Source organism: Streptomyces sp. NBC_00322 (genome assembly GCF_036147535.1).
In the GTDB taxonomy this organism is placed as follows: Bacteria; Actinomycetota; Actinomycetes; order Streptomycetales; family Streptomycetaceae; genus Streptomyces.
On the sequence record NZ_CP108019.1, the window covers coordinates 5,638,196 to 5,663,577 of the forward strand.

The 25,382-nt window shown below is 68.9% G+C and carries 22 protein-coding genes, 1 tRNA gene and 2 pseudogenes; 6 read left to right on the forward strand and 19 right to left on the reverse strand.

What is annotated here, in order from left to right; genetic code table 11:
* Positions 1 to 44: 44 nt before the first annotated feature.
* Genes OG905_RS25860 through OG905_RS25870 form a run of 3 tightly spaced genes read right to left on the reverse strand, consistent with a single transcriptional unit; the run spans position 45 to position 3,349 of the window.
* Positions 45 to 962 carry a carbohydrate ABC transporter permease gene (locus tag OG905_RS25860; protein ID WP_443044084.1) on the reverse strand — a complete coding sequence of 306 codons (918 nt, stop codon included), beginning with the start codon at positions 960 to 962 and terminating at the stop codon, positions 45 to 47.
* 24 nt (positions 963 to 986) lie between these two features.
* Positions 987 to 2,027, reverse strand: a complete 1,041-nt coding sequence (locus OG905_RS25865; protein ID WP_328677657.1) for a carbohydrate ABC transporter permease — start codon at positions 2,025 to 2,027, stop codon at positions 987 to 989.
* A 5-nt stretch (positions 2,028 to 2,032) separates the two neighbouring features.
* Complete coding sequence (locus tag OG905_RS25870; protein WP_328677659.1) at positions 2,033 to 3,349, reverse strand: ABC transporter substrate-binding protein; 1,317 nt, start codon at positions 3,347 to 3,349, stop codon at positions 2,033 to 2,035.
* A gap of 224 nt (positions 3,350 to 3,573) precedes the next feature.
* Here OG905_RS25870 and OG905_RS25875 point away from each other — a divergent pair, with 224 nt between their 5' ends.
* Positions 3,574 to 4,623: a LacI family DNA-binding transcriptional regulator gene (locus OG905_RS25875; RefSeq protein ID WP_328677661.1), complete on the forward strand. Its 1,050-nt coding sequence runs from the start codon at positions 3,574 to 3,576 to the stop codon at positions 4,621 to 4,623.
* A gap of 357 nt (positions 4,624 to 4,980) precedes the next feature.
* Here OG905_RS25875 and OG905_RS25880 read toward each other — a convergent pair whose 3' ends face one another.
* The 3 genes and pseudogenes from OG905_RS25880 to OG905_RS25890 form a co-directional block, all read right to left on the reverse strand.
* Positions 4,981 to 5,355, reverse strand: coding sequence for a hypothetical protein (locus OG905_RS25880; RefSeq protein ID WP_328677663.1), 375 nt, complete (start codon positions 5,353 to 5,355; stop codon positions 4,981 to 4,983).
* Between the two features lie 237 nt (positions 5,356 to 5,592).
* Positions 5,593 to 6,075: pseudogene (locus OG905_RS25885) on the reverse strand (Scr1 family TA system antitoxin-like transcriptional regulator); the annotation flags it as partial.
* A complete protein-coding gene (locus OG905_RS25890; RefSeq protein ID WP_328677665.1) occupies positions 6,072 to 6,812 on the reverse strand; it encodes a DUF6879 family protein in 741 nt (246 codons plus the stop codon). The gene OG905_RS25890 and the pseudogene OG905_RS25885, both read right to left, overlap by 4 nt.
* A gap of 827 nt (positions 6,813 to 7,639) precedes the next feature.
* Here OG905_RS25890 and OG905_RS25895 point away from each other — a divergent pair.
* Both OG905_RS25895 and OG905_RS25900 read left to right on the forward strand, forming a co-directional pair.
* Positions 7,640 to 8,059 (forward strand): hypothetical protein, encoded by a 420-nt coding sequence (locus tag OG905_RS25895; protein WP_328677667.1) that lies wholly within the window; start codon positions 7,640 to 7,642, stop codon positions 8,057 to 8,059.
* A gap of 327 nt (positions 8,060 to 8,386) precedes the next feature.
* The gene (locus tag OG905_RS25900) at positions 8,387 to 8,620 is read left to right on the forward strand and encodes a hypothetical protein (protein ID WP_328677669.1); all 234 of its coding nucleotides are present in this window, start codon (positions 8,387 to 8,389) and stop codon (positions 8,618 to 8,620) included.
* 8 nt (positions 8,621 to 8,628) lie between these two features.
* On the opposite strand, the gene OG905_RS25905 is transcribed toward OG905_RS25900, so the two are convergent.
* From OG905_RS25905 to OG905_RS25920, 4 genes and pseudogenes are all read right to left on the reverse strand, one after another.
* A tRNA-His gene (locus OG905_RS25905) sits at positions 8,629 to 8,701 on the reverse strand.
* A gap of 101 nt (positions 8,702 to 8,802) precedes the next feature.
* Entirely contained in the window at positions 8,803 to 9,405 is a 603-nt protein-coding gene (orn, locus tag OG905_RS25910) for an oligoribonuclease (protein WP_266476179.1), read from the reverse strand.
* Positions 9,406 to 9,506: 101 nt separating this feature from the next.
* Positions 9,507 to 10,723, reverse strand: a pseudogene (locus OG905_RS25915) (GlxA family transcriptional regulator).
* A gap of 386 nt (positions 10,724 to 11,109) precedes the next feature.
* Positions 11,110 to 11,415: a hypothetical protein gene (locus tag OG905_RS25920; RefSeq protein ID WP_328682606.1), complete on the reverse strand. Its 306-nt coding sequence runs from the start codon at positions 11,413 to 11,415 to the stop codon at positions 11,110 to 11,112.
* A gap of 408 nt (positions 11,416 to 11,823) precedes the next feature.
* Here OG905_RS25920 and OG905_RS25925 point away from each other — a divergent pair, with 408 nt between their 5' ends.
* Positions 11,824 to 12,345: a universal stress protein gene (locus OG905_RS25925; RefSeq protein WP_328677673.1), complete on the forward strand. Its 522-nt coding sequence runs from the start codon at positions 11,824 to 11,826 to the stop codon at positions 12,343 to 12,345.
* A gap of 172 nt (positions 12,346 to 12,517) precedes the next feature.
* Positions 12,518 to 13,087 (forward strand): GPR1/FUN34/YaaH family transporter, encoded by a 570-nt coding sequence (locus OG905_RS25930; RefSeq protein WP_328677675.1) that lies wholly within the window; start codon positions 12,518 to 12,520, stop codon positions 13,085 to 13,087.
* A 184-nt stretch (positions 13,088 to 13,271) separates the two neighbouring features.
* On the opposite strand, the gene glmS is transcribed toward OG905_RS25930, so the two are convergent.
* The 3 genes from glmS to OG905_RS25945 form a co-directional block, all read right to left on the reverse strand.
* Complete coding sequence (gene glmS, locus OG905_RS25935) at positions 13,272 to 15,089, reverse strand: glutamine--fructose-6-phosphate transaminase (isomerizing) (RefSeq protein ID WP_328677678.1); 1,818 nt, start codon at positions 15,087 to 15,089, stop codon at positions 13,272 to 13,274.
* A 41-nt stretch (positions 15,090 to 15,130) separates the two neighbouring features.
* Positions 15,131 to 15,409 carry a hypothetical protein gene (locus OG905_RS25940; RefSeq protein ID WP_266478803.1) on the reverse strand — a complete coding sequence of 93 codons (279 nt, stop codon included), beginning with the start codon at positions 15,407 to 15,409 and terminating at the stop codon, positions 15,131 to 15,133.
* Between the two features lie 66 nt (positions 15,410 to 15,475).
* Entirely contained in the window at positions 15,476 to 16,330 is an 855-nt protein-coding gene (locus tag OG905_RS25945) for a DUF4429 domain-containing protein (RefSeq protein ID WP_328677680.1), read from the reverse strand.
* Positions 16,331 to 16,623: 293 nt separating this feature from the next.
* On the opposite strand from OG905_RS25945, the gene OG905_RS25950 reads away from it, so the two are divergent.
* Complete coding sequence (locus OG905_RS25950; RefSeq protein ID WP_328677683.1) at positions 16,624 to 18,246, forward strand: beta-N-acetylhexosaminidase; 1,623 nt, start codon at positions 16,624 to 16,626, stop codon at positions 18,244 to 18,246.
* 59 nt (positions 18,247 to 18,305) lie between these two features.
* Here OG905_RS25950 and OG905_RS25955 read toward each other — a convergent pair whose 3' ends face one another.
* From OG905_RS25955 to OG905_RS25980, 6 genes are all read right to left on the reverse strand, one after another.
* On the reverse strand, positions 18,306 to 20,087 hold the full coding sequence (locus OG905_RS25955; RefSeq protein ID WP_328677685.1) for an IucA/IucC family protein: 1,782 nt from the start codon (positions 20,085 to 20,087) through the stop codon (positions 18,306 to 18,308).
* Positions 20,084 to 20,614: a GNAT family N-acetyltransferase gene (locus tag OG905_RS25960; RefSeq protein ID WP_328677686.1), complete on the reverse strand. Its 531-nt coding sequence runs from the start codon at positions 20,612 to 20,614 to the stop codon at positions 20,084 to 20,086. Before OG905_RS25960 ends, OG905_RS25955 begins: the two co-directional genes overlap by 4 nt.
* On the reverse strand, positions 20,611 to 21,876 hold the full coding sequence (locus OG905_RS25965) for a lysine N(6)-hydroxylase/L-ornithine N(5)-oxygenase family protein (protein WP_328677689.1): 1,266 nt from the start codon (positions 21,874 to 21,876) through the stop codon (positions 20,611 to 20,613). The genes OG905_RS25960 and OG905_RS25965 overlap by 4 nt, the downstream gene beginning before the upstream one ends.
* Complete coding sequence (locus OG905_RS25970; RefSeq protein ID WP_328677692.1) at positions 21,860 to 23,335, reverse strand: pyridoxal phosphate-dependent decarboxylase family protein; 1,476 nt, start codon at positions 23,333 to 23,335, stop codon at positions 21,860 to 21,862. The genes OG905_RS25965 and OG905_RS25970 overlap by 17 nt, the downstream gene beginning before the upstream one ends.
* Positions 23,336 to 23,451: 116 nt before the next feature.
* Positions 23,452 to 24,327, reverse strand: coding sequence for a siderophore-interacting protein (locus OG905_RS25975; RefSeq protein WP_328677694.1), 876 nt, complete (start codon positions 24,325 to 24,327; stop codon positions 23,452 to 23,454).
* 2 nt (positions 24,328 to 24,329) lie between these two features.
* Positions 24,330 to 25,355, reverse strand: a complete 1,026-nt coding sequence (locus OG905_RS25980; RefSeq protein WP_328677696.1) for an ABC transporter substrate-binding protein — start codon at positions 25,353 to 25,355, stop codon at positions 24,330 to 24,332.
* Positions 25,356 to 25,382 lie beyond the last annotated feature (27 nt).

Consider the following 25,382-nt stretch of genomic DNA (forward strand, 5'->3'; position numbering starts at 1 on the left):
GTGTGCTCCCAACATGTGTGTAGGTACGTGGATGTGAGGAGGCGTCAGCCCTTGACGGCGCCCTGCATGATGCCGCCGACGATGTGTTTCCCGAACAGGACAAAGGCGATCAGCAGCGGCAGTGTGCCCAGCAGCGCACCCGCCATGATCACCGACTGGTCGGGGATGAAGCCGCGGCCGAGCCCGGTCAGCGCGACCTGCACGGTGGGGCTGCCGTTCTGGGTCAGCGCGATGATCGGCCAGAAGAAGTCGTTCCAGGCCATGACGAAGGTCAGCATCCCCAGCACGGCCATCGCGGGCCGCGCGGCGGGGAAGACGACATGCCACACCACGCGCCAACTGCTCGCGCCGTCCACGCGCGCCGCCTCGATCAGCTCGGTGGGCAGTGCCTCGATGAGGTACTGCCGCATGAAGAACACGCCGAAGGCGCTGACCAGGGTGGGCAGGATGACGGACTGCAGCTGGTCGGTCCAGGACAGCTCGGCGATCAGCATGTACAGCGGTACGACGCTGAGCTGCGGCGGCACCATCATCGTGCCGATCACCAGCACGAGCAGGAGGTTCTTGAAGCGGAAGCGGAGTTTGGCGAAGGCGAAGCCGGCCAGCGTGGAGAAGACGACGGTCCCGGCCGCGATCGACCCGGCGACGATCGTGGTGTTGAGCAGGGCGGTGCCCATATTGGCGTCGGTCCAGGCGAACTGGAGGTTCTTGAAGAGATTGCCGCCGAACCAGAAGGGCGGGGGAGTCTGCGCGAGCCGGGTGTTGTTGCGGGAGGCGGCGATGGCCGTCCACACGAGAGGGAAGAGGGAGCCGATGGTGAAAATGATCAGCACGGCATAGGTGATCCGGCCGCCGTGCAGATGGCGTCCGGCGCGCTTGGCGCCCCGGCTGCCTCCGGCACCTGTGGTGCGGCCGGTGCCTTGGGTGCGTGCGGTGCGGCCCTTGGCCCGCCTGGTGCTCAGCGAAGTCGTCACGTCACGTACCCCCTACGCGCTCTTGCTCAGACGGCGGGCGAGCAGCCAGTTCACCGCGCCGATGACCAGCAGGAGCAGGAACATCGACCAGGCGATCGCGGAAGCCCGGCCGAGATGGAGATTCACCCAGCCCTGCTCGTACAGATAGAGCCCGAGCGTCTGGAACTGATGCTCGGCGCCGCCGGTCGCCCCCGCGCTGCCGTTGAACAGCAGTGGCTCACCGAAGAGCTGGGTCGCGCCGATCGTCGAGACCACACAGGTGAACAGGATCGTGGGCCGCAGCGAGGGGACGGTGACATGCAGGAACTGCTGACGGCGCGAGGCGCCGTCGAGCGCGGCCGACTCGTAGAGATCGTTCGGGATGGCCTGCATCGCGGCCAGGTAGATCAGCGCGTTGTAGCCCGTCCACCGCCAGATGACGATGGTGGAGACGGCCACTTGGGAGGTCCAGGTACCGTTCTGCCAGTCGATCTTGTCGAAGCCGACCAGGCCCAGCGCCCAGTTGATCATTCCGTAGTCGCGTCCGAAGAGGAGCACGAAGACGAGCGTCGCGGCGGCCACCGAGGTGGCGTACGGAGTCAGCGCGGCGACGCGGAAGAACATCGAACCGCGCAGCCGGTAGTTCAGCAGATGCGCGATGCCGAGCGCGATCAGCAGCTGCGGAACCGTGGAGATCAGCCCGATGGTGAAGGTGTTCCTCAGCGCGTTCCAGAAGAACTCGTCCTCCAGCAGCCGGGAGAAGTTCCGCAGCCCCACCCACTCCATGTCGGTGGGCGCGGTCAGCTCCACCCGGTGCAGCGAGGCCCAGCCGGTGTAGAGCAGCGGAAAGAGCCCGAAGGCCAGGAAGAACACGAAGAACGGCGCGACGAAGGCGTACGGACTCCACCTGACGTCCAGCCGGTAGCGGCGGCTGCGCCGGTCCCGGCGGCGCTGGTCGGCCGCCGACTCGCTCGGTGTGCGCGACTCGGACGATGTGTGCGGGCCGGAGAGTGTGCGCGGGGCCGCGCCCTCCTCCCCCTGGGAGGGCGCGGCGGCCTGTGCGTCACTTGCCATACCGGTCACTGGTCCAGTGCGTTGTCGATCGCCTTCACCGCCGCGTCCCACCCTTGCTGGGAGGAGCGGCCCTTCTGGTCGACCTGGAGCATGCCCACGTCTCCCAGGTTCTGCGCGATGATCAGGTCCTTCGGCCCGATGATCTGGACCGGCACACCCTCGGCGGCCTTGGAGAAGATCTCCCCGATGGGCGCGTTGCCGAAGTACGCGTGCTTGGCGCCGGAGACTTCGGGCAGGGAGTACGCGGCCTTGGCGCTCGGGAAGCTGCCGCGCTTGGCGAAGAGCTTCGCCTGCTGCTCGGGGGCGGTCAGCCAGGCGGCGAGCTTGGCCGCCTCCTCCTTGTTCTTGCCCGCGTCGGGCACGGCCAGGAAGGAGCCGCCCCAGTTGCTGGGCCGGGGCGCGGCGGCCACGTCCCACTTGTCCTTGCCCGCGGCCCCGCCCTTGTCCTGGATATAGCCGAGCATCCAGGCGGGGCAGGAGACGGTGGCGAAGGTGCCGTTGGCGAAGCCCTGGTCCCAGGCGGGCGTGAACTGCTGGAGCTTGCCGGTCAGACCCTCCGTCGCGAACGACGCGGCGATGTCCCAGGCCTGCTTCACGGCCGGGTTGGTCTTGTAGACGACCTTGCCGTCCTTGTCGTAGAAGCGGTTCTCGTTGCTGCCGGTGATGGCCGACATCACCCCGGTCGCCGAGTCCACGAACGCCGTGCCCTTGGGGGCCTTCGCCTTGAACTGCTTGCCCGCGTCCAGGTACTTGTTCCAGTCGCCCGTCCACAGCTTGCCGACCGCCTCACGGTCGGTCGGCAGCCCGGCCTTGGCGAAGAGATCCTTGCGGTAGCAGATACCCTGCGGCCCGATGTCGGTGCCGAGCGCGATCGTCTTGCCGTCCTTGGTGGTTGCCTGCGCCCACTTCCAGGGCAGGAACGCGTCCTTCTGTACGCCGGCCGTCGTGCCGAGGTCGACCAGCTTGCCCCCCTGAGTGGCAGTGATCTCCGCGATGTTGTTGACCTCGACGGCCTGGATGTCGGCGAGTCCGCTGCCGCTGCCCAGGTGGGTCAGCAGTTGCGGGTAGTAGTTCTCGTTCCGCTCGATGGAGGTCTGCTTGATCTCGATGTTCTTGTGGAGCTTCATGTACTCGTCGTACAGACCGGCCTCCTTGAGGCCGAAGGCGCCGAAGACCCCTACGGTGAGGGTGGTCCTGCCCTTGCCCGCACCGCCGCCGCCGTTGGAGGCGCTGCCGGTGGGTTCGTCGCTGTCCTCGGCACAGCCGGCCAGCAGACCGGCGCCGAGCGCGGCGACGACCGCGAGGATTACTGCCCTGCGCATTGCGTCCTCCTTGTGCCCTGACGTGCCGACCCCCCGGCCAACTGGCGTGCAGCCCCGTTACGTTGACGTTCTGCGGCTCGGGCGGGGAACGTGCGGGTTGTGTATGACTGAGGTACGGTGGGAGCGCTCCCATATGTGATGTGTTGAAGGGTCGCGGCTCGCCGCAGGGGTGTCAAGGCACCCGGCACGTTATGTTCTCGGACGGGAAGCCTGGGGAGGCGGAGATGGTGTCTCGCACAATCCGTACGCGCAATGGCGGGCGGGGCACGGGCAGGCCCACCCTCGAAGAAGTCGCCGCACGCGCGGGCGTCGGCCGCGGCACGGTCTCCCGCGTGATCAACGGCTCGCCGCGGGTCAGTGACGCCACCCGCGCCGCCGTCGAGGCGGCCGTCGCCGAGCTCGGGTACGTACCCAACCGCGCGGCCCGCGCGCTGGCCGCCAACCGCACCGACGCGATCGCCCTGGTCGTCCCGGAGCCGGAGGACCGGTTCTTCGCCGAGCCGTACTTCTCCGACATGGTCCGCGGGGTCGGCGCGGCCCTCGCCGACACCGACATGCAATTGCTGCTGACCCTCGCCGGCAGCGACCGCGAGCGCCGCCGTCTGGCCCAGTATCTGGCCGCCCACCGCGTCGACGGCGTGCTGCTGGTCTCGGTGCACGCCGACGACCCGATCCCCGACATGCTGGAGGACCTCTCCATCCCGGCCGTGATCAGCGGCCGCCGCTCCGCCGACGAGACGCTCGCCGCGGTCGACTCCGACAACTTCGAGGGCGCCCGCAGCGCGGTGGCGCACCTGGCCGCCCGCGGCCGCCGCTCGATCGCGACGATCACCGGACGCCTGGACGTGTACGGCGCGCAGTGCCGCCTGGAGGGCTACCGCGCCGCCCTGGCGGCGGCGGGCCTGCCCCCGGACGCGCGGCTGACGGCCCCCGCGGACTTCACCGAGGAGGGCGGCCGCCGTGCGATGCGGGACCTGCTGGAGCGCTGCCCCGAGCTGGACGCGGTCTTCGCGGCCTCCGACGTGATGGCGGCGGGTGCCCGCCAGGTGCTGCGCGAGTCGGGCCGCCGGATCCCGGACGACGTGGCGCTGGTCGGCTTCGACGACTCGGCGGTGGCCCGCCACATGGACCCGGCGCTGACGAGCGTGCGCCAGCCGATCGAGGAGATGGGGCGCACGATGGCGCGGGTGCTGCTTGAGGAAATTACGGGGCGGGCGACGGGGCGACCGCAGATCGTGCTGCCGACGGAGCTTGTCGTACGCGAGTCGTCGTAGAAACGATCAAGGGCCCCGGTCCGAAGACCGGGCCATCGCTGCCTGTTCTTGATGATCAGGAACCTGTTGGCGGACGGGATCATGGGCGGGTACAGAACCACGGCCGGCCGAGCATCGCGCTGGGTGGTACACCGCTGGAGATCTTCGTTGCTCTCACCCCGAAAGGGAAAGGGTTCCTGCGACGGTGGCAGGACTCTGAGCCGCTCGATCGGTGAGCAAGCACGCAAGAGCCCCGGCCTGTCCGCGACGGGGGACGCAGGCAGACCGGGGCGGCTTTCGGGTGCCGGGGATTGCTCCGACACCTGCTCTACGGGGGCGGGCGGCTCGTCCGTCGCGACAGAGCTGACGTTTCTTACATCACTCGATGGTGAGGCGGCCCGTGCGCAGGATGGCGTGGTTGGCGAAGAGGGCGTCGAGGCGGAACTCGCGGGTCAGGTCGCCGGTCCACTTCGCATCAGGCAGATCGCGGTATGAGGGCGCCCGGACGGTGCGGGCCCGGGTGCACTGGGTGAGGATCCACCGGGCCTGCGTCTGGCTGGAGGGCGGATTGGTGTACATGCTCGCGGCCAGCCACCACAGATGGTCGCCGCTCGCAGTGGCGGGGTCGATGAGGCCGACGACGGCGACATCCCCGAGGCCGCGGGAGTCGCTGGACTGTGTGGTGTAGGCGACGGTCAGGCCCTCCAGCGGGAAGACCGTGATGCGGCTGCAGGCGGAGAGAAGGGCAACCACGGCGGCTCCGTTCTGCGAGTGGCGCGCGGCCGCCTTCTCGACGGCCGCGCACGGGGATCGGGGCTAGCAGCAGGGGCCGTCGCCGCAGCAGGCCGGCTCGTTGCAGTCCGCCTTCGTGCCCCGCAGCGACTCGTCGACCGCGTAGCCGGCTGCGCGAATCTTCCCGACGACGTCGACCATCGCGGCCTTGTCCCGATACCGGGAGTTCGGGGCGTGGTGGATGTACCGGCCGTACCGTTCCTGGCGGCGGATCCGCGCCCGTACTGCGTCCTCAACGTCCTTCGCGACCTGCCGGAACTCGGCGTTCGACTCGAAGGTGTACCGCGCATACTCGGCCGTCTGGAACAGACCCGGGATCCGGGCCACCTCCACCCCGCGGATCATCTGCGTCGCCGACGTCTCAGCAATCGCGAGCTCCTGCCTCGCACGGTGCCCGGCGGCCAACTGCCGCCGCCACGACCGGTGCTGGGTCTCAAGAGTCTCCATCCCCGTCAGGCGCCCCGTCAGTTCTGCGGCGAGGTCAGGCCGGCCGACCGCGTGGGCCCACTCGGCCAGATCGGTACGGGACGGGGTCTGCTTTCCGGTCTCCAGTCGCGAGACCTTCGAGCGCTGCCAGCCGAGCCGCTCGGCGATGCCCTTGCCGTCCAGGCCCGCCCCCGTGCGCAGCTCGCGCAGCCGCGCACCGAGGACGATCCTGGCCTGCTGGAAATCCGTGCTCACACGGTGGAACGTACCCGCCTTACGAAGTCGGCGGTACGGGTTGCGTGATGCCATGCCGTGTCCCGGGCCTGGCAGGCGGCGAGGACTTCAGCGGGGTCCTCACTGACGATGACACCGAGGGTGGTGTCCTGCTCGTCGAACACGAAGTGCACCAGGGTGCGGGAGTCGAAGAGCCAGAAGTCCCAGTCCGGCAGGCCGTAGCGTTCGGCGTCCGCGCGGGTGAGGTTGCGGATGTCCTCGCCTGCGGCGACATTGCCGAGGCCGGAGGCGAGGAGGAATCGCTGCCCGTCGGGGGGCGGCGTGTCGACGATGCGGACCCGCTCGAAGCGCTTCCCCTGCGCCACCTGTGCGGCGACGTTGTTGCGCCAGTCGTCGAACGGCTCGGCGGCGATGTCCTCCCCGGCCTGCCACCGCTGCCACTTCGGGCTGTTGCGGTCGGAGGCGTAACCCCGGCGGGTCTCCAGCCTCCATGCCGTGTGCTTGAAGTCGCGGAATAGATGGGTGACTTCCGTGAACGGCAAGATGGCCGCAGGCTCGCTCCGCGGGGCGAAGCGAGTGAGTAGGTCACGCGGGACGATGACGAACGTCTCGCTCTCTTTCACGTCGCGGAGTCTGGCCAGTTGCTCGGGGTCGGTCACGCGCTCGCCCTGGACGAGGATGTCGCCGGTCGCCTCGACCTCGTAGAGGGTGGGGCAGTCGCCGCCGTCGCTGGTGGTGCCGATGAACCTGAGCGTCATAGGGACCTCCGTGCTGGCTGGTTGGGGGTCCAGGATGCGCCGGACAGCTGGAGAGCGCCCGCGGATTGCGTCAGATTGCCGATCCCGGCCGCCGTGGGCTGGTTGCGCGCAACCGGGCATGGCGAAAGGCCCCCTGCACTCCCCGAAGGGATGCGGCACGACACCGATCGTCGGCAGCGGCCACCGCCCCCGCTCCAGAGCGCGGATACGGGTCTCGTGGTCGCTCAGGTCTTCCGTCCCGTCCTTGTAGTCGTCGCGAAGTCCGTCGAGTTTCGTCTCTACCCGAGATACGGCATCGTGCAGGGGCCTCATCTCCTGGTACATCTGCGCCGGGCTGATGCACACGTCCGGGTCCTGCGGCTCCGTCACCGCTCGTCGACCAGGCCGGAACCTGTCAAGGAGCCGCTCGACACCGGGCAGCGCCATCACCCGGGCGAAAGCGCCCGCGACGGCAAGGCCGCCCGCGACCCACGGCAGAGCATCGGAGACGCCGACGCAGCGACGACGGCGGGCAGCGCCACGGCGAAGCCCACCGCGTGTCAGTCGGCTCCCCAACCTGCTCACACTCAGCCTGAACAGCCGAAACGGCCCGCCGAACACCCGACGGACCGTCATGAAATGCCGAGGTTAACGCGCGCATACGTAGTCGAACTAAGTGGTTTCACCGACGCGCTCGCCGTCGCTCTGCGCGAGGGTGAAGGCGTTCTGGGAGGCGGGATATTCCGAGGCTCTCGTCGCGTGACGGTGGAGCCGGAGGCTTCTCGTTTCCCGCGGAAGTCAATCTCACAAGGTGAGACTTCCTCAACTAGCTTCGTGGAGACGGATACATGCGCATACCTGCCCTGTCTGTCACCGTCGCGGTCGTGGCCGCGACGGTAGCGGGAGGAGCGGCTCCGGCCGCTGCCGACACCGCAGTCAGCCCGGTCTACCTGGAGGCCGGTACCGGCCGCCACCACAATTCCGCGACTGTGACCTATGAGCGCGTCGACGGCGCGGTGAACTCGGTCAAGATCATCTCGGTGGAGGCCTACTCCGGCGAGCCCGACTGCGTCTGGGTGGAGTGGAACGATCCGAAGGACGTGGGGGACGGTTGGACCGCCCTCAACTCCGAGCCTCCCTGTTACGGCAACAACCTGCTGGAGACGCCCAACCGGATCATCAAGGCGCCGAAGGGCCATCAGCTCAAGGTGCGCTTGGCCGCTTATCACGGCTCCGAACTGGTCCACAAGGACATCGCAAAGCTCTAGCCGGACTGCGCCGCGACACCGGATTGCCGGAGGTGATCCGGTGTCGCCGCGCCACCGGAAGACACGGCCGCCCAGACCACCTGCCGCAGCCCCGGGCGCCCGTACCGGTCCACCGTGGTCTGAATCGACTCGGCGCGCCTTCCTGGTCTTGGGAGGGGCGAGGTAGAACGCCCCCGCCCACGGTCCCCTGCTTCGCCTTCTTCCATGCCCTCTGAATGCTCGCGGACGGCCGCTCCTCGGCAAGGCACAGGTCGTGGACCTTGAGCGCGGTGGCCTCGCTCCAGCGCATGCCGGTGCCGACGGGCCACTCTGCGAGATCACGCGCGCGTGGTCGGTGATCTCGGCGGCGATCCGCTGGTACTCGTCGCGCTCCAGGAACGTCGTCTCTTCCGTGGTGTGGTCGTTGACGCGGGGCAGCTTCGTGCGCTTGCAGCAGTTCGTCGTGCGCAGCTGCGGATCGGCGTCGATGGCGGCTCGCGATTCCAGGGCCCCGTCAGGCCCGCGTTTGGCCAAGATAAAACAAGATCAGCCCCTGACCTGTTGTGCCAGGTCAAGGGCTGATCATTCAGGGTGAGTAACGGGACTCGAACCCGCGACATCCTGGACCACAACCAGGTGCTCTACCAGCTGAGCTATACCCACCACGACCGGTCACTTTCCGACCGGCCGAGAAAAAGTGTACAGGGTCCCGGAGGGTGCTCGCGCCCGGGTTTAAGGGCCCGTGGCGCGCGCCCCCTCCGGTCCTACTCCGCGGGAAGGACGTGCTTCGCCGCGATCTTCTTCGCGGTATCCGAGTCCGGTCCGGGCTGCGGCACGAAGACCGCCTCCCGGTAGTAGCGCAGCTCCGCGATGGATTCGCGGATGTCCGCCAGCGCCCGGTGGTTGCCGTTCTTCTCCGGACTGTTGAAGTACGCCCTCGGGTACCAGCGGCGCGCCAGTTCCTTGACCGAGGAGACATCGACGATCCGGTAGTGGAGGTACTGCTCCACCTTGGGCATGTCACGCAGCAGGAAGCCGCGGTCGGTGCCGACCGAGTTTCCGCACAGGGGAGCCTTGCCGGGCTCCTTGACGTGCTTGCGTACGTACGCCAGGACCTGCTCCTCGGCGGCCGCGAGCGTGGTGCCGCCCGCAAGCTCGTCGAGGAGGCCCGAGGCGGTGTGCATCTGCCGCACCACCTCGGGCATCGTTTCCAGCGCCGCGTCCGGCGGGCGGATCACGATGTCCACCCCTTCGCCGAGCACGTTCAGTTCCGAGTCGGTGACCAGTGCGGCCACCTCGATGAGTGCGTCGTCCGCCAACGAGAGCCCGGTCATCTCGCAGTCGATCCACACCATGCGATCGTTCATGCGTCCTACCTTAGGTCCTGCCCGGCCGACCAGGCCGGGATCGTCGACCGGACCGGACCAGGCCGACCGGCGATCGGGGGGCGGCGTCGCCTCCCGTCGGACTATGGCGCACTCCGCTGGCCCGGCAGGCTCGGACGGCCGTGGCCCGACGCGTACGCGTCGGAAGGAGGCTTCCCGAGCTCCGGCGGAGCGGCCGATGTGGCTGCCGGCCCCGTCGCTCCGGCCGCCGCCGCGGCCCGTCTGGCCTGGGGACCCGCCTGCGCCGGTACGACGGCCTCCACCACCGAGGGCGGTGCGGACTCGCTCTGCGGGCGGCGGACCCGGTAGGCGGCCCGGTACGCGGCCGGTGAGGAGCCCAGCTGCGCCGGAAATGGCCACGCAGCGCCACCGGCGAGCGGAAGCCGCAGCGGCCCGCGACCTCGTCGACCGAGTAGTCGGAGGTCTCGAGCAGCCGCTGGGCCTGAAGCACCCGCTGGGTGATCAGCCACTGCAGCGGCGCACTGCCGGTCAGCGAACGGAATCGCCGGTCGAAGGTGCGCCGGCTCATGTACGCCCGGGCCGCCAGGGTCTCCACATCGAACTGTTCATGGAGATGCTCCAGCGCCCACGAGACGACCTCGGCCAGCGGGTCCGACCCGATTTCCTCTGGTAAAGACCTGTCCAGATACCGCTCCTGCCCCCCACTGCGGCGCGGCGGCACGACCAGCCTGCGGGCCAGTGCCCCGGCGGCCTCGGTGCCGTGGTCGGTGCGCACGATGTGGAGGCACAGGTCGATTCCGGCCGCCGTCCCCGCGGAGGTGAGCACATCGCCGTCGTCGACGAACAGCTCGCGCGGATCGACATGGACGGACGGATATCTCTTGGCCAGTGTCGGCGCGTACATCCAGTGGGTGGTGGCCGGGCGGCCGTCCAGCAGACCGGCCGCCGCGAGCACGAACGCACCCGTGCACAGTCCGACGATCCTGGCCCCCTCCTCATGCGCCCGGCGCAGCGCGTCGAGCGCCTCGGGCGGTGGCGGTGACGTGATCGACCGCCATGCCGGTACGACGACGGTGCCTGCTCTGCCGATGGCCTCAAGGCCGTACGGCGCGGTCAGTTCGAGCCCGCCGGTGGTCCGCAGCGGGCCCTCCTCGCCACCGCAGACGAGCAGTCGATAGCGGGGAACTCCGGCGTCCTGACGGTCAATTCCGAACACCGAGAGCGGGATAGAACTTTCAAAGATGGGGCCGCCGCTGAACAGCAGCACCGCGACAACCTCCCGGCGCCGGCGGCCGGAAAGCTTCCGCGCTGCCTCCGGTGCGGCGGAGTCCTGACTCATGACGCTAAGCCCCCCTCGGTGTTCGCGTCTCCCCGTTCGTTTCGGGCCTTTCGCTCCTGCACGTTTCCCCTCGGTTTTGCACGAGTCCCGAGTCTTCGATACTCATGATCGAATCTACTGTGTCCCGTGGCGCCGACGTGACAAGTTCGGCATGCCCCGCTATGTCGACATGGCAACTTGGCGCGAAGCATTCGATCACGAAGCGTTCCACTCGTCGGGCGCCCAGGGAAGTGCGCCTGGCACTCATGGCCCATCCACGTAGGGCGCAAGGGCCGCGAATAGTCCTTTCTTCCCTGGTGGCAAGGGGGTTGGCAGGCCATTTCACCAAGGGAGAGCCGGTGGCGCGAAGTTGGCTGAAATCATACGGGTGCGAGTGTACGAACCCGTCAGCCGCCGGGCGCACTTCCCGCCCCGTGCCGACCGCCCCGGCGCGCCCCCGGACCGGTCCGCGCGCGGCGGCCGCGCGGCGGCGTGGCCTCGGCCGTACGGGCCCGGGCCGCACTGCGTTCGGACTGGCGCAGCAGGACCCGGCAGGCGGCGGTGACCGCGGCGAGACCGAGGGCCGCGGCGGCGGCCCCGCCGACGGACGTCCCGTACACGACCAGCACGACAGGCACGAGCACACAGCTGAAGGCCGCCCAGCGGACCACGTCGCCGGCGGACTCGGACGAGGGGTGCGGGACGCGCCCGATGGGCCCGGCGGGCGCCTCCTGCTGCCGTCGCGGCGCGCGGCGCCGTCCGTGCTGCGGGGCCGGGGAGGGGGTGGGAGAGGGGGCGGAGGCCGGGGCGGACGGTGGTGCGGACACGGAAGCTCCCTGGAGGCGGCGGGGTGACCGAGGTGCCAACGACAGGCGCGGCGGTTCGGTCACCCTGAGGCGTCCCGAGCGGTGCGCGAGACGGCTGTACACACCAAGCGGCATTGCCATACGGGGGCGGGCTCGGGCATGCTCCCTGGAACGCCCTGAGAGGGGCTGTGGGCTCTGGGCAGGGGAAGGAGTGTCGCCGTACCCTTGGGGGTATGGGCCAGGGAAGATGATTCCCGGACACAGCTCTGCCGCCCACCGTCGCCCTCCCATGAGGATCTGAACGCCGAGACACCGATGGCCGGTCACGAATTCCCCGAACCCGCGGACCGCAAGCAGGTCGCCGACCCCACGTCGGACCTCCAGGCGGCAGAAGAGACACGTCATTCCTGCGATCCGGCCTTCCGGCACGGAGTCGTCGTCGGCTTCGACGGGTCGACGTCCAGTGAGCGGGCGCTCGCCTACGCCATCGGCATGGCCAGAAGGTCCGGTTCCGGCCTGATCATCGTCCATGTCGCCAACCGGCTGCCCACCACCGTCTGGGCGGGCTGTGAGCCCCCGGTCTTCGTGGATGTCCCCGATCACCGCACTGAGGTGCTGGGCCTGGAGCTCGCCTGCGCGGACTATCTCGCCGAGGTCCCCTGGATCCTGGTCGAGCGCGGTGGCGACATCTGCCACGAGCTGGAGGAGGTCGGCCGGGAGTATTCGGCCGACGCGATCGTGGTCGGCTCGACGCACGGCATCGTCGGGCGCCTCTTCGGCTCGGTGGCCGGAAGGCTCGCGAAGCGCGCGCAGCGGCCTGTTGTCGTCATCCCGTAGCCAACCCGTAATCGCGCTTCCACTTGCGCTTTCCGTCCAGGTCGGGCGGGGTCAACTCCCTTGGTGTGCACGGAAATCTACCCACCCGTACAGGTGGATTGTGCGCTTGTGAAGGGTAGATAAGGGTGGCTGGGAAGCAGCACAACTGCACAGGACACGAAGGGAGCCCGCCGTGGACAACGAAGTCTCTGCGGGAAGCGCTACTACCTCGACTCTCGGCCACCTCGCGCTCGGACTGACCCTGCTGGCGTTCGGCGTCGGCCACACCGGTGTGATCGACAATGTGGCGGCGACGGACGCCGCCGGTCTCGCGACGTGGGTCGGCGGCGTCACACTGTTCATCATCGGACTGCTCGAGTACCGCGCGGGCAACGCCGGTGCGGGCACGGCGTTTTCGGGTCTCGGCGCCTTCTGGTTCACCTGGGGCACCGGGGTCGGCACGGAGATGTCGGCCGAGGCGGCAGGCCTCTTCCTGCTGCTGTGGGCGCTGCTCGCACTCACCCTGACCGCCGCGTCCGCGGGCAGCGGACTGTTCGGACAGGGCGTCTACGGGCTGCTGTTCGTCTCACTGCTGCTCATAGGCATCGCGTCGTTCGCGGACAACGACGGCCTGGCCAAGGCGGGCGGCTGGGTCGGCGCGGTCGCGGGCCTGGCGGCCTGGTACGGCGCGACGGCCGCACTCGCCAAGTGGCCGACCTTCTCCGGACGCGCTGCCGGCCGTGGAGTGACGGCCACCGGCTGAGGCAGCCGCAAGCCGGCGCCTGGGCCGCGCCGGCTTACCCAAAAGGCGGTCCCCCTGCGCAATGGTGGCTGCGCAGGGGGACCGCCCCTCTTTGCGGCTGAACCGCCGCCGCTCTCGCGGAGGTGGTTGCTCGCCGTCGGTGTTGCTCAATTGGTGGTTGCGGTACGACCGGAAAAGGGGCGACCTACTCGACGGTGACGGACTTCGCCAGGTTGCGCGGCTTGTCGATGTCGCGACCCATGGCCAGGGCCGTGTGGTACGCGAAGAGCTGGAGCGGGATGCCCATCAGGATCGGGTCCAGCTCGTTCTCGTTCTTCGGCACAACGATCGTGTGGTCGGCCTTCTCCTGCTCGCGGTGCGCGACGGCGAGGATCCGGCCGCTGCGGGCCTTGATCTCCTCCAGGGCCGCGCGGTTCTTCTCCAGCAGCTCGTCGTCCGGGACGATCGCGACCGTCGGCAGCGCGGGCTCGATGAGCGCCAGCGGGCCGTGCTTGAGCTCGGAGGCCGGGTAGGCCTCGGCGTGGATGTAGGAGATCTCCTTGAGCTTCAGGGAGGCCTCAAGAGCCACCGGGTAGCCGCGGACACGGCCGATGAACATCATCGACTTGGCGCCCGCGTACTCCTCGGCGAGCTTCTTGATCTCGGCCTCGCCCTCAAGGATCTCGCTGATCTGCGCGGGCAGCTTGCGCAGGCCCTCGATGATCCGCTTGCCGTCGGAGACCGAGAGGTCGCGGATGCGGCCCAGGTGCAGGGCGAGCAGCCCGAAGGCGACCACGGTGTTGGTGAAGCACTTGGTGGAGACGACGCAGACCTCGGGGCCGGCGTGCACGTACACGCCACCGTCGGCCTCGCGGGCGATCGCGGAGCCCACCACGTTGACCACGCCGAGGACGCGGGCGCCCTTGCGCTTGAGCTCCTGCACGGCCGCGAGCACGTCGTACGTCTCACCGGACTGGGAGACGGCGATGTACAGGGTGTCGGGGTCCACGACCGGGTTGCGGTAGCGGAACTCGGAGGCCGGCTCGGCGTCCGCGGGAATCCGGGCCAGGCCCTCGATCAGCGAGGCGCCGATCATGCCCGCGTGGTACGAGGTGCCGCAGCCGAGGATCTTCACACGGCGGATGCCGCGGGCCTCGCGGGCGTCCAGGTTCAGCCCGCCGAGGTGCACGGTGGAGAACTTCTCGTCGATGCGGCCGCGCAGGACGCGGTCCACGGCGTCCGACTGCTCGGAGATCTCCTTGTGCATGTACGTGTCGTGGCCGCCCATGTCGTAGGAGGCGGCCTCCCACTCGACGGTCTCGGGGGTGGCGGTGGTGCGCGTGCCCGAGGTCGTGTACGTCCGGAAGTCGTCGGCCTTCAGCGTGGCCATCTCGCCGTCGTCGAGGGTGACGACCTGGCGGGTGTGGGAGATCAGCGCGGCGACGTCGGAGGCGACGAACATCTCCTTCTCGCCGATGCCGAGGACGACCGGGGAGCCATTACGGGCCACGACGATGCGGTCATTGAAGTCGGCGTGCATGACCGCGATGCCGTAGGTGCCCTCGACGACCTTGAGCGCCTCGCGGACCTTCTCCTCGAGCTTTTCGGCCTGGGAGCGGGCGATCAGGTGGGTGATCACCTCGGTGTCGGTCTCGGAAGCGAAGACGACGCCGTCCGCCTCCAGCTTCGCGCGCAGCTCGGCGGCGTTGTCGACGATGCCGTTGTGGACGACCGCGACCTTGTTCTCGGGGTCGAGGTGCGGGTGCGAGTTGATGTCGCTCGGGGCGCCGTGGGTGGCCCAGCGGGTGTGTGCGATGCCGGTGGTGCCGGCGAAGCGCTTGGGGATCCGGGCCTCCAGGTCACGGACCCGGCCCTTGGCCTTGACCATCTTCAGGCCGGCGGCCTTGGGGCTCGTGATCACGATGCCCGCGGAGTCGTAGCCCCGGTACTCCAGCCGCTGCAGGCCTTCGAGCAGCAGCGGAGCCACGTCACGCTTGCCGATGTAGCCGACAATTCCACACATATAGCTATGCCCTCCGGTAGATCAGGTGTGTGCCCGGCCGGTCAGCCGTACACGATGCGGCGCAGCTGGCGGAGCGAGAGCTCCGGCGGCGCCACGGCGCGGTACGGCAGCTCGGCCGCGATGCGCTCGAAGATCTCCGTGTTCGCCAGGCCACCGGATTGCAGCTCGCGGTGGCGGCGGCGGACGAATTCCTCGGTCCTCTCGTCGAAGTACGCCAGCACGTCGAGCACCACCCGGGCTGCCTCACCGCGCTGGAGCGCGGTGCTGCGCACCAGATGGTCGATGAGATCGTCGTGGGACGATGGGCGGCGTTCGAGCACCCGTAGATATTGCGGGGTCACCTGTCGCGATTGCAAGAATCCTGCCCGATTGCGGGCACATCTCACTCAGAGGTGCTTGAGAACCGCCCGTTTTGCGGTGGTGAACTCCTCTTCCGTCAGTATCCCGGCCTGATGCAGCTCGCCCAGCTCCCGCAGCCGGCGCAGCAGCGCGTCATGCTCGTCGCTGCTGGGCGCGGGGGGCGGCACGGCGGCCTGCGGTGCGTACGGATGCGGCATCCGTGCCGTTACGGCCGCCCCGACCAGCGCCATCAGGGGATCCTTGCGGAAGCCCCACAGCTCCACGGCGTACGGGTCGTACTTCGGTGGGGGTGGGGAGCCGGCCTTGTTCACCCGGAACCGGAGGTAGCCGTTCTCCAGACCGGCCGAGGGCAGCCACTCCACCGCCTCCACGTCCTCCAGGGCGACGCTGCGGGCACCGCCGGATGACTTGGACTCCTCGGTCTTCCAGTTCCACTCCAGCCGGATCCGCTCACCGTCGAAGGTGGCGGTGCCGTCGCCCGCGCCGACGGTGATGGGCAGGGCGGGGCCCGGCAGGAGATAGGCGTCGACGGGGCCGGTCTGCACCTGGTCGAGCAGCAGGGCGTTGCGGACCTCGTCGACGAAGTACTCGGCGACGCCGGTGCGGTCGTTCTCGACGGTGAGCCGGTAGGGGTCGGAGCTGTCCTCCAGCTTGCCGCCGGTGATCTGCAATAGCGGGTCGGCGCCGTTGCGCAGCCGCAGCCGGAGGCGTCCGGACTTCTTGCCGGGCTCGAAGGAGATCCCGGCGAGCGCGGTCAGGGGTACGGCGACTTCCCCGAGGGTCTTGCGCAGCAGACTGACGCTCTTGTCGCTGCCGGGCACGATGCGCACCGTGTCCCCGTCGAAGGTCCAGGTGCCGTCCTTCTGGATGATTTCCGCCATGTCCGCGATTCTCGCATCGGGGGGTGGGTGCGGGGGTTCGCCCGGGGCGAGTTGGCCGGGGTCACGCTCGCGGGGTTCTCGCCCGGGGGTCCGGGGGTTGTCCCCCGGGATGGCACGGCCGCCATGTCCGCGATTCTCGCATCGGAGGGTGGGGTACGGGGGTTCGCCCGGGGCGAGTTGGGGCGAGGAAGTGGTCTACACCTTGACCTCAACTGGGGTGCACGGTACGCATGATGACTGCCGTTCAGTTGCTCAGCAGCACAGTTGCGACGCCCGTCGAAGGGACCCAGCCTGTGAGACAGCCCAGAGCGTTACCCCGTCTGTTCGGCTCGCTGCTGCTTGTCGCCGCCGCGGGCATCGCCGCCATCGGCGCCGGACCCGCGCCCGACCGGTCGGTGCCCGACCCGTCCGCGTCCACCCCGCGGCCGCTGGGGCAGATCGTCCCCGCGCCCGCGTCCGTGAGCCCGGGCGGCGCTCCGTACACGCTCACCCCCTGGACCCGGATCCGGGTCGACCAGCACTCCCGCGAGGCGCAGCAGATCGGCACGTATCTCGCCGGGGTTCTGCGGCCGTCCACCGGATACGCGCTGCCCCTCACCGACGGCCCCGCCCCCGGCGGCATCCGGCTGCGGCTGAGCGCCGACGAACGCGCCCTCGGCGACGAGGGCTACCGGCTCCAGTCCTCGCCCGCCGGGCTCACCCTCACCGCCCGCAAGCCCGCCGGCCTCTTCCACGCCGTGCAGACACTGCGCCAACTGCTGCCCGCGGCCGTGGAGAAGGACGCCCGCCAGCGTGGCCCGTGGCAGGTCGCGGGCGGCACTGTCACCGACACCCCGCGCTATGCCTACCGGGGCGCGATGCTCGACGTCTCCCGGCACTTCTTCACCGTCGACCAGGTCAAGCTCTATATCGACCAGCTCGCCCTCTACAAGATCAACAAGCTGCATCTGCATCTCTCGGACGACCAGGGCTGGCGGATCGCCATCGACTCCTGGCCGCGTCTGGCCACCTACGGCGGCTCGACCCAGGTCGGCGGCGGGCCGGGCGGCTACTACACCAAGGCCCAGTACAAGGAGATCCTCGGCTACGCCGCCTCCCGCTATCTGGAGGTCGTCCCGGAGATCGACATGCCGGGCCACACGAACGCCGCGCTCGCCTCGTACGCCCAGCTGAACTGCAACGGCGTCGCACCGCCCCTCTACACCGGTACGGACGTCGGCTTCAGCTCGCTCTGTGTGCCGAAGGCCCTGACGTACGACTTCGTGGACGACGTGCTGCGCGAGCTCGCCGCGCTGACGCCCGGCAAGTACCTCCACATCGGCGGCGACGAGGCGCACTCCACCAGCCATGCGGACTATGTGGCGTTCATGGACAAGGTGCAGCCGATCGTCGCCAAGTACGGGAAGACGGTGGTCGGTTGGCACCAGCTGACCGGCGCCACGCCCGCGAAGGGCGCGCTCGCGCAGTACTGGGGTCTGGACGACACCAGCGCCGAGGAGAAGGCGCAGGTCGCGAGGGCCGCGCGGAACGGCACCGGGCTGATCCTGTCGCCCGCCGACCGGATCTACCTCGACATGAAGTACAACAAGGACACCCCGCTGGGGCTGGACTGGGCGGGCTTCGTCGAGGTGCGCAGGGCGTACGACTGGGATCCGGGCGGGTATCTGCCGGGCGCGCCGGCGTCGGCGGTGGCGGGGGTCGAGGCACCTCTGTGGTCGGAGACGATCTCGACGAGTGACCACATCGAGTTCATGGCGTTCCCGAGGGTGGTGGGGGTCGCGGAGCTGGGCTGGTCGGCGGCGTCCACGCACGACTGGGAGGCATACCGGGTGCGGCTGGCGGCGCAGGGACCGCGGATGGAGGCGCTGGGCATCGACTTCTACCGCAGCCCGCAGGTGCCCTGGCGTTCTGGCTGACCACGGAAGAGAGACGGGCGCGCCGGTGAGGGACCGTATTCACCGGCGCGTCCGCCCGTTCAGTGGGAGAACCGCGCGATCGGGTTCTCCAGCGCGCCGACCAGCTGCAGCGCCCCCACCGGGTCCGCCAGGTCCACCATCTGCTTGTTGTTGCGCAACTGGAGCCGGTTGAGGCACGAGAGAGCGAACTCGTCCGCGAACATGTCGTACTCCCGGAACTTGTCCGCCAGATGCGGCACCGACTCCTGGTAGGCCAGCACGCACTCCGCGACCGTCCGCCAGAACGTCTCCTCGTCCAGCCGCTCCTCCGCGACCAGCGTGGCCCCCAGGAAGCGGAAGAAGCAGTCGAAGACGTCCGTGAAGACGGACAGCAGCTTCATGTCGTCGGGGACGTCCGCGCGGATCCGTTCGACGGCCGGCGGCAGTACCGCGTCCGCGTCCATCACCGCGATCTCCTCGGCGATGTCCTTGAAGATCGCCCGCTGGACCGTGCCGTCCTCGCCGATGACGAGGATGACGTTCTCGCCGTGCGGCATGAAGACCAGGTCGTACGCGTAGAAACTGTGCAGCACCGGCGTCAGATACGCGCCCAGATACCGCCGCAGCCACTCCGCCGGGGCGAGCCCCGACTCGTCGATCAGCGCGCCCGCGAACGACGCGCCCTCGTGGTCGACATGGAGCAGCGACGCCATGGTCGCCGGCCGCTCACCCGCCCGCAGTGACGGCACCGGGCTCTCGCGCCACAGCGCGGCGAGCATCTTGCGGTACGGCGAGTAACGGTCGGTCGCCTGCTCGTACTGGCGGTGGTGGTATCCGATCGCCGCCCGCTCCCGGATGATCGAGAAGCGCGCCGCCTTCAGTACGTCGTCGCTGTCGATCAGGCCCGCGAGCCAGTCGTTGATCGCCGGTGTCGCCTCCATGTACGCGGCCGAAAGGCCCCGCATGAAGCCCATGTTCAGGACGGACAGCGCGGTTTTGACGTAGTGCTTCGCCGGAGCGCTCTTATTGAAGAAGGTGCGGATCGACTGCTGCGCGAGATAGTCGTCGTCGCCCGCGCCCAGGCACACGAGCCGCTGCTGGGCGACCTCGGCGGCGAAGGTGACGGACAGTTTGTTCCACCACTGCCAGGGGTGGACGGGCAGCAGGAAGTAGTCGGCGATGTCGAGTCCGAGGGCGCTGAGCTGCCCGCCGAAGCGGGCGAGCGCCGCTTCGCCGAGTTCGCCCTGGACCAGCGACTCGTAGTCGAGTCCGGCGCCTGCCGTGAAGGTGGCGACATCCCGCCGGGCGGCGAGCCAGACGAGGCGGATATCGCCGGCCGTCTCGGGGGCGTACGAGAGGTATTCGTGGACCCCGAAGCCGAGCCGGCCGTTGTTGGCCACGAAGCAGGGGTGGCCCTCGGTCATGCCCGTCTCGATGGCCTGGAAGCCGGCCGTGGCGAGCTCGGCGGAGGTGACGGGCTTCTTGGTCAGTTTGTACGCCGTGCCGGAGAGGGTCGAGGAGATCTCCTCCAGATAGACCGGCAGGATCTCCTCGCTCAGGCCCAGCGAGCCGCGCAGTTCGATGAAGAAGTCCAGCGCGTCCAGGGGCTGCTTCTCGCCCTCCCGGTTGCGGGTGATGGAGTCGGCGTGGACCTGCCAGTGGTCGAGCGCGAACCGGCCTGCGGTGAAGCGGTATTCGCTCGCGGCGTCGTCACTGAGGACCCGGTAGCGGTCGTCACCCAGCGACTCGGGGACCAGCAGCCGCTCGTGCGAGAACTCCGCCAGTGCCTTGCGTACGAGGAGCCGGTTGGCCTGCTCCCACAGCTCGGGCGTCAGATGCGATACGGCGTCGGTGAGGCTCATCGGATCGCTCCTCGCGCGGCCATGAACTGCTCCCGGGGACAGATGCTCAAGTACGCGTCCTTCTCCGGCTTCTCGATCTTCCCGACGATCTCGAAGCCGACGGCCTCGTTGAGCGCGTGCACGGCCTTGTTGCGCACGTCCGGCTCGACGACCACACGCGTGGTGGCCTCGTCCGCGAACAGCGTCTCCATCACCGCGGTGATCACGCCGCGGGTGAAGCCGTGCACGGGCGTATCGGTCGGCGCGACCAGGAAGTGCATGCCGACGTCGCCCGGCCGGGCGTCGTACAGCCCGACGAGTTCGACGTGCGCCGGGTCGTAGCGCTCCATCAGGAAGACGGGCTCGCCGTCCTTCAGTCCGATGAAGGCGTGGTGGTGCTCATGGGCCGATATGGCCATGTACTCGCGCTCGACGTCGTGCAGTTTCGCGTCCTGCATCAGCCAGAACGCGGCCTTGGGGTGGGTGACCCACCCGTGCACCAGCTCGGCGTCGGCGAAGGGATCGAGGGGGCGGACGGTGAACGTCATGCGGCGAACTCCTGGAACGCGATGGACTTTTCGACGGCGTAGTACTCGGATCCCAGCAGCTCTCCGATGATGTAGGCGTTGCGGTACGCGCCCATGCCCAGGTCGGGCGAGGTGATGGAGTGCGTGTGCACCCCCGCGTTCTGCAGGAAGATCTCGTGACCCGCCGTGTCGATGGCGTAGTTGCGGGCGACGTCGAAGCGGCCCTGACCGTCACGGCGGATACGGTCGGCGATGGGCTTCAGGAATTCGGGCTCGGCGTACTTGTAGCCGGTGGCCAGGATCAGGCCCGAGGTCTGCAGCTCGAAGTCCTTGCCCTGCTCCTCCTGGCGCAGTCCGAGCGTGTACGCCCCGCTCTCGTACCGCGCGCTCTGGAGCGAGGAGTTGGTGAGCAGCCTGGTCGGGACCGGGCCCTTGAGGTTCTTCTGGTAGAGCAGGTCGAAGATCTCGTTGATGAGATCGCCGTCGATGCCCTTGAAGAGGCCCTTCTGCTGTGATTCGAGGCGGTAGCGGGTGGCCTCGGGCAGCGCGTGGAAGTAGTCGATGTACTCCGGCGAGGTCATCTCCAGCGTCAGCTTGGTGTACTCCAGCGGGAAGAACCGCGGGGAGCGCGTGACCCAGTTGAGCCGGTAGCCGTGTACGTCGATCTCGGACAGCAGGTCGTAATAGATCTCCGCCGCGCTCTGGCCGCTGCCGACGAGGGTGATCGACTCCTTCTGCTGCAGCGCCTCCTTGTGGTCGAGGTAGCGCGAGTTGTGCAGAAGGTCGCCGTCCAGTCCCCGGCAGGGCTCGGGGATGTACGGCGGGGTGCCGGTGCCCAGGACGAGGCGCCGGGCGCGGAACTGTTCGCCGCCCTCGGTGTGGACGACGTACAGCTCGTTCTCGTACTCGACCCGGGTCACCGTGGTGCTGAACCGGATGGAGCTCAGTTTGGCCGCGGCCCAGCGGCAGTAGTCGTTGTACTCGGTCCGCAGCGGATAGAAGTTCTCGCGGATGTAGAAGGAGTACAGCCGCCCCGATTCCTTCAGATAGTTGAGGAAGGAGTAGGGGGAGGTGGGGTCGGCGAGGGTGACCAGGTCCGACATGAACGGCGTCTGGAGGTGGGCGCCCTCCAGGAACATGCCGGAGTGCCACTCGAAGTCCGGCTTGGACTCCAGGAAGAGGCCGTTCAGCTCACCGATCGGCTCGGTCAGGCAGGCCAGTCCGAGATTGAAGGGCCCGAGCCCGATACCGATGAAATCCAGGGGCTCACGAGGCGTTGACAAGATTCTCTCCCAGGTACTGCTCGGCGTGGCCGGCGATCAGATCGAGTACGGCGGCGATGTCTTCGGTCGTCGTCTCGGGATTGAGCAGGGTGAACTTCAGGTACTGGCGGCCGCCGACCTTCGTACCGGCCACCACGGCCTCGCCGGACGCGAACAGCGCCTTGCGGGCATACAGGTTGGCCCGGTCGATCTCGGTGGGGCCGGAGGCGTACTTCGGGATGTAGCGGTAGACCAGCGTCGACAGCTGCGGCTGCACGACCACGTCGTAGCGCGGATCGGCGGCCAGCAGCTCCCAGCCCGCCGCGGCCAGGTCGCAGACCTCGTCGAAGAGCTGTCCGACGCCGTCCGCGCCCATCACGCGCAGCGTCATCCACAGCTTCAGCGCGTCGAAACGGCGGGTGGTCTGCAGGGACTTGTCCACCTGATTCGGGATCCTCCCCCGCAGCCCTTCGGGCGCGGGAGGTGCCCCCATGTCCAGTTCGAGCCGCGGGTTGAGGTAGTCCGCGTGGTACGTGGCATGGCCGAGCGTGGCTCCGTCCCGGACCAGCACCGCGGATGAACTCACCGGCTGGAAGAAGGACTTGTGGTAGTCCACGGTCACCGAGTCGGCGTGCTCGATGCCGTCGAGGAGATGGCGGCGGGTGGGTGAGGCCAGCAGTCCGCAGCCGTACGCCGCGTCCACATGCATCCAGGTGCCGTGCTGCTCAACCAGCTCGGCGATCTCGGGCAGCGGGTCGATGGAGCCGAAGTCGGTGGTGCCCGCGGTCGCGACGACGGCCATGGGGACCAGACCGTCACGGGTGCAGCGTGCCAGCTCGGCGGCGAGAGCGAGGGTCTGCATCCGCTTGTCGCGGTCGACGGGGATGGACACGACGGCCTCGTGGCCGAGGCCCAGCAGCGTCGCCGACTTCTGCACGCTGAAGTGGCTGCACTCCGAGGTGAAGATACGCAGCTTTGCCAGGTCCGTTGTTTTGGCCTCCTCGCGGGCGAGCAGCAGCGCCTGGAGGTTGGACTGTGTGCCGCCGCTGGTGAACACGCCGTCGGCGGCGGCTCCGAGGCCGATCCGCTGCGCGGTCCAGTCGATGAGGCGCCGTTCGATGAGGGTGCCGCCCGCGCTCTGGTCCCAGGTGTCGAGCGAGGAGTTGACCGCGGAGAGCACCGCCTCGCCGAGCACGGCCGGGATGACGACCGGGCAGTTGAGGTGGCCGAGGTAGCGGGGGTGGTGGAAGTAGACCGCGTCGCGCAGGTAGACGGTCTCCAGCTCGTCGAGGGCGGCGGAGGCGTCGCCCAGCGGCCGGTCGAGGTCGACGGCGGAGATCACCGGAGCGAGTTCGTCGGCGGTCACGCCGGTGAACGGCTTCCGGGTGGTGGCGAGTCGGTGCGCCACCCGCTCGACTCCTTCGGTCACGGAGCGCCGATAGCTCTCCGCCGTCACGTCATTGAGCAGATGCGAGCGCATGCGATGTCCTCCGGACAAGCGAGGGGGGCGAGGAATGCTGAAGTAAGGTTAGCCTAACCTAACTTACCGTGCCAGCGGTCCCTCGCCCCCTCGGGGCACGGCTGTTATGCCGTTGTTCACATGCAGTCGGCCTCGCTCGCGGCTTCGTCCGGCACGCCTGCTTCGGCCTGTTCGCGCAGGCCGTCCTCGCTCACGCCGCGCCGCCAGTAGCCCACGAACGTGACGCGCCGGCGGTCGAGTTCACGCTCGCGCACCAGATGGCGGCGCAGCGCCTTCACGCTGCCCGATTCGCCCGCGATCCAGGCGTACCCCGTGCCCTCGGGCAACTCCGCCCGGCTGACCGCCTCCAGGGCCGAGGGTGCGCCCTCTTCCCGTACGAGCCAGGTGACATGGGCGTCCGCCTCGGTCCTCACGTCCTGGCGGTCCTCGGTGTGCTGCACCTCAAGCCAGACCCGGGCCCGCATTCCGGCGGGCAGCCACTCCAAGATCGCCGCGGCGGCGGGCAGCGCGGTCTCGTCGGCCCAGATCAGCACCCAGTCGGTGTCCTCGGGCGGACGGCAGCGCACGGCGGTGTTGTCGGCGACGGCCGGGCCGAGCACCGTCACCCGGTGACCGGGCGCGGCCTTCAGGGCCCAGCGGCAGGCGGGTCCGCCGTCGGCGTGGACGGCGAAGTCGATGTCGACCTCGGCGGGTTGGAGCCGCTGCTCCCGCACCGTGTAGGAGCGCATCACGGCGCGTACGTCTTCGGGCATCGCCCGCCACGCGCCGAGCGTGGCGTAGAGGTCCCCGTCCTCGGGCACCGGCACGACGGGAGCCTCCTGGCCGGGATGCGGCAGGAAGAGGGAGAGGCTCTGGTCGCGGCCTCCGGCGGCGAAGGCCTTCATGTCCTCGCCCCCGAAGGTCACGCGGACCATGGACGGGCCGAGCCGCCTGGTCCGTACAACCTTCAGGTCGAAGAAGCGGAACGGGGCGAGCTGGGCCGTCGTCGTCATGGTCAGGCGACCTTCTTCGCGGTCTCGATGGCCTTGGCCAGGTCTTCGAGGATCGGCGCGCACTTGTCGTAGGAGTAGATCGGCTCGGTGACACGCGGGACGACCTGTCCGGCCTTGACGGCGGGCAGCTGGGTCCAGGTCGGCTTGCTCTTGAGGGCGTCGGGCTGGAGGGTCCCGGTGCGGTTGTCCAGGATGATGACGTCGGCGCCGTACTTGCCGGCGTTCTCCCAGCTGAGCTCTTCGAAGAAGCCCTGCGCGTTCGGCTTCGGCTCGACGAACTTCACGCCCAGCTCCTGGAAGTACAGGGTGTCGGCGGACATCTTCGGCACGGAGACGTAGAAGAGCTCCGGGCTGCCGGAGCCGATGAGTACCTTGAGGTCCGGCTTGGCCTTGGCGGCGGCGCGCAGGCGGGCCGCGGCCTTCTCGAAGCGGGCCTTGGCGTCGGCCGCCTTCTTGCCCTTGACGTCACCGCCGAGCGACGCGGCGAGTTCGGCGTGGCGCTCCAGCGCCTTCTGCATCGTGGTCTCGGCCGCCCACAGCAGAACGCTGGGGGCCAGCTTCATGATCTTGTCCTTGGACTGCGGCGGGACGTACCACGGGTCGTCCTTGGCCCACATGTTGGTGATGAGCAGCTCGGGGTTCAGTGCCGCGTACTGCTCGATCTTGAACTCACCGTAGACATTGCCGATGACCTTGACCTTGGTGACATCGAGGTCGCCTGCCTGGACGTCGGGCTTGTTGTCCTTGGTCGTGGTCGGGCCGAACACGCCCTTGACCTCGACACCGTAGTCGTAGAGGGCCGCGGCGGTGCCGGTGAAGGCGACGATGTTCTTCGGGACCGCCTTCAACTGGACGTTCTTGCCGCGGTCGTCGGTGAAGGACCAGGGGCCCGGCTGCTCGGCGGCCTTGTTGGTGCCGCCCTTTTTGTCGTCGCTGCCGCAGGCGGCCAGCGCCGCGCCGAGACCGAGGGCGCTGCCCGCGGCGAGCAGGCCTCGACGGGTGAGATGGGAAGGGCGGGCGTTGGGCATGATGATGTCCGCTTTCGTACGTGCCGG

What these genes read in the sequence shown, in the direction of transcription:
- OG905_RS25865 (WP_328677657.1), bottom strand. Translation starts at nt 2,027, where the DNA reads ATGGCAAGTGACGCACAGGCCGCCGCGCCCTCCCAGGGGGAGGAGGGC.
- OG905_RS25870 (WP_328677659.1), bottom strand. Translation starts at nt 3,349, where the DNA reads ATGCGCAGGGCAGTAATCCTCGCGGTCGTCGCCGCGCTCGGCGCCGGT.
- OG905_RS25875 (WP_328677661.1), top strand. Translation starts at nt 3,574, where the DNA reads ATGGTGTCTCGCACAATCCGTACGCGCAATGGCGGGCGGGGCACGGGC.
- OG905_RS25890 (WP_328677665.1), bottom strand. Translation starts at nt 6,812, where the DNA reads ATGACGCTCAGGTTCATCGGCACCACCAGCGACGGCGGCGACTGCCCC.
- OG905_RS25895 (WP_328677667.1), top strand. Translation starts at nt 7,640, where the DNA reads ATGCGCATACCTGCCCTGTCTGTCACCGTCGCGGTCGTGGCCGCGACG.
- orn (WP_266476179.1), bottom strand. Translation starts at nt 9,405, where the DNA reads ATGAACGATCGCATGGTGTGGATCGACTGCGAGATGACCGGGCTCTCG.
- OG905_RS25925 (WP_328677673.1), top strand. Translation starts at nt 11,824, where the DNA reads ATGGCCGGTCACGAATTCCCCGAACCCGCGGACCGCAAGCAGGTCGCC.
- glmS (WP_328677678.1), bottom strand. Translation starts at nt 15,089, where the DNA reads ATGTGTGGAATTGTCGGCTACATCGGCAAGCGTGACGTGGCTCCGCTG.
- OG905_RS25945 (WP_328677680.1), bottom strand. Translation starts at nt 16,330, where the DNA reads ATGGCGGAAATCATCCAGAAGGACGGCACCTGGACCTTCGACGGGGAC.
- OG905_RS25955 (WP_328677685.1), bottom strand. Translation starts at nt 20,087, where the DNA reads ATGAGCCTCACCGACGCCGTATCGCATCTGACGCCCGAGCTGTGGGAG.
- OG905_RS25960 (WP_328677686.1), bottom strand. Translation starts at nt 20,614, where the DNA reads ATGACGTTCACCGTCCGCCCCCTCGATCCCTTCGCCGACGCCGAGCTG.
- OG905_RS25970 (WP_328677692.1), bottom strand. Translation starts at nt 23,335, where the DNA reads ATGCGCTCGCATCTGCTCAATGACGTGACGGCGGAGAGCTATCGGCGC.
- OG905_RS25975 (WP_328677694.1), bottom strand. Translation starts at nt 24,327, where the DNA reads ATGACGACGACGGCCCAGCTCGCCCCGTTCCGCTTCTTCGACCTGAAG.
- OG905_RS25980 (WP_328677696.1), bottom strand. Translation starts at nt 25,355, where the DNA reads ATGCCCAACGCCCGCCCTTCCCATCTCACCCGTCGAGGCCTGCTCGCC.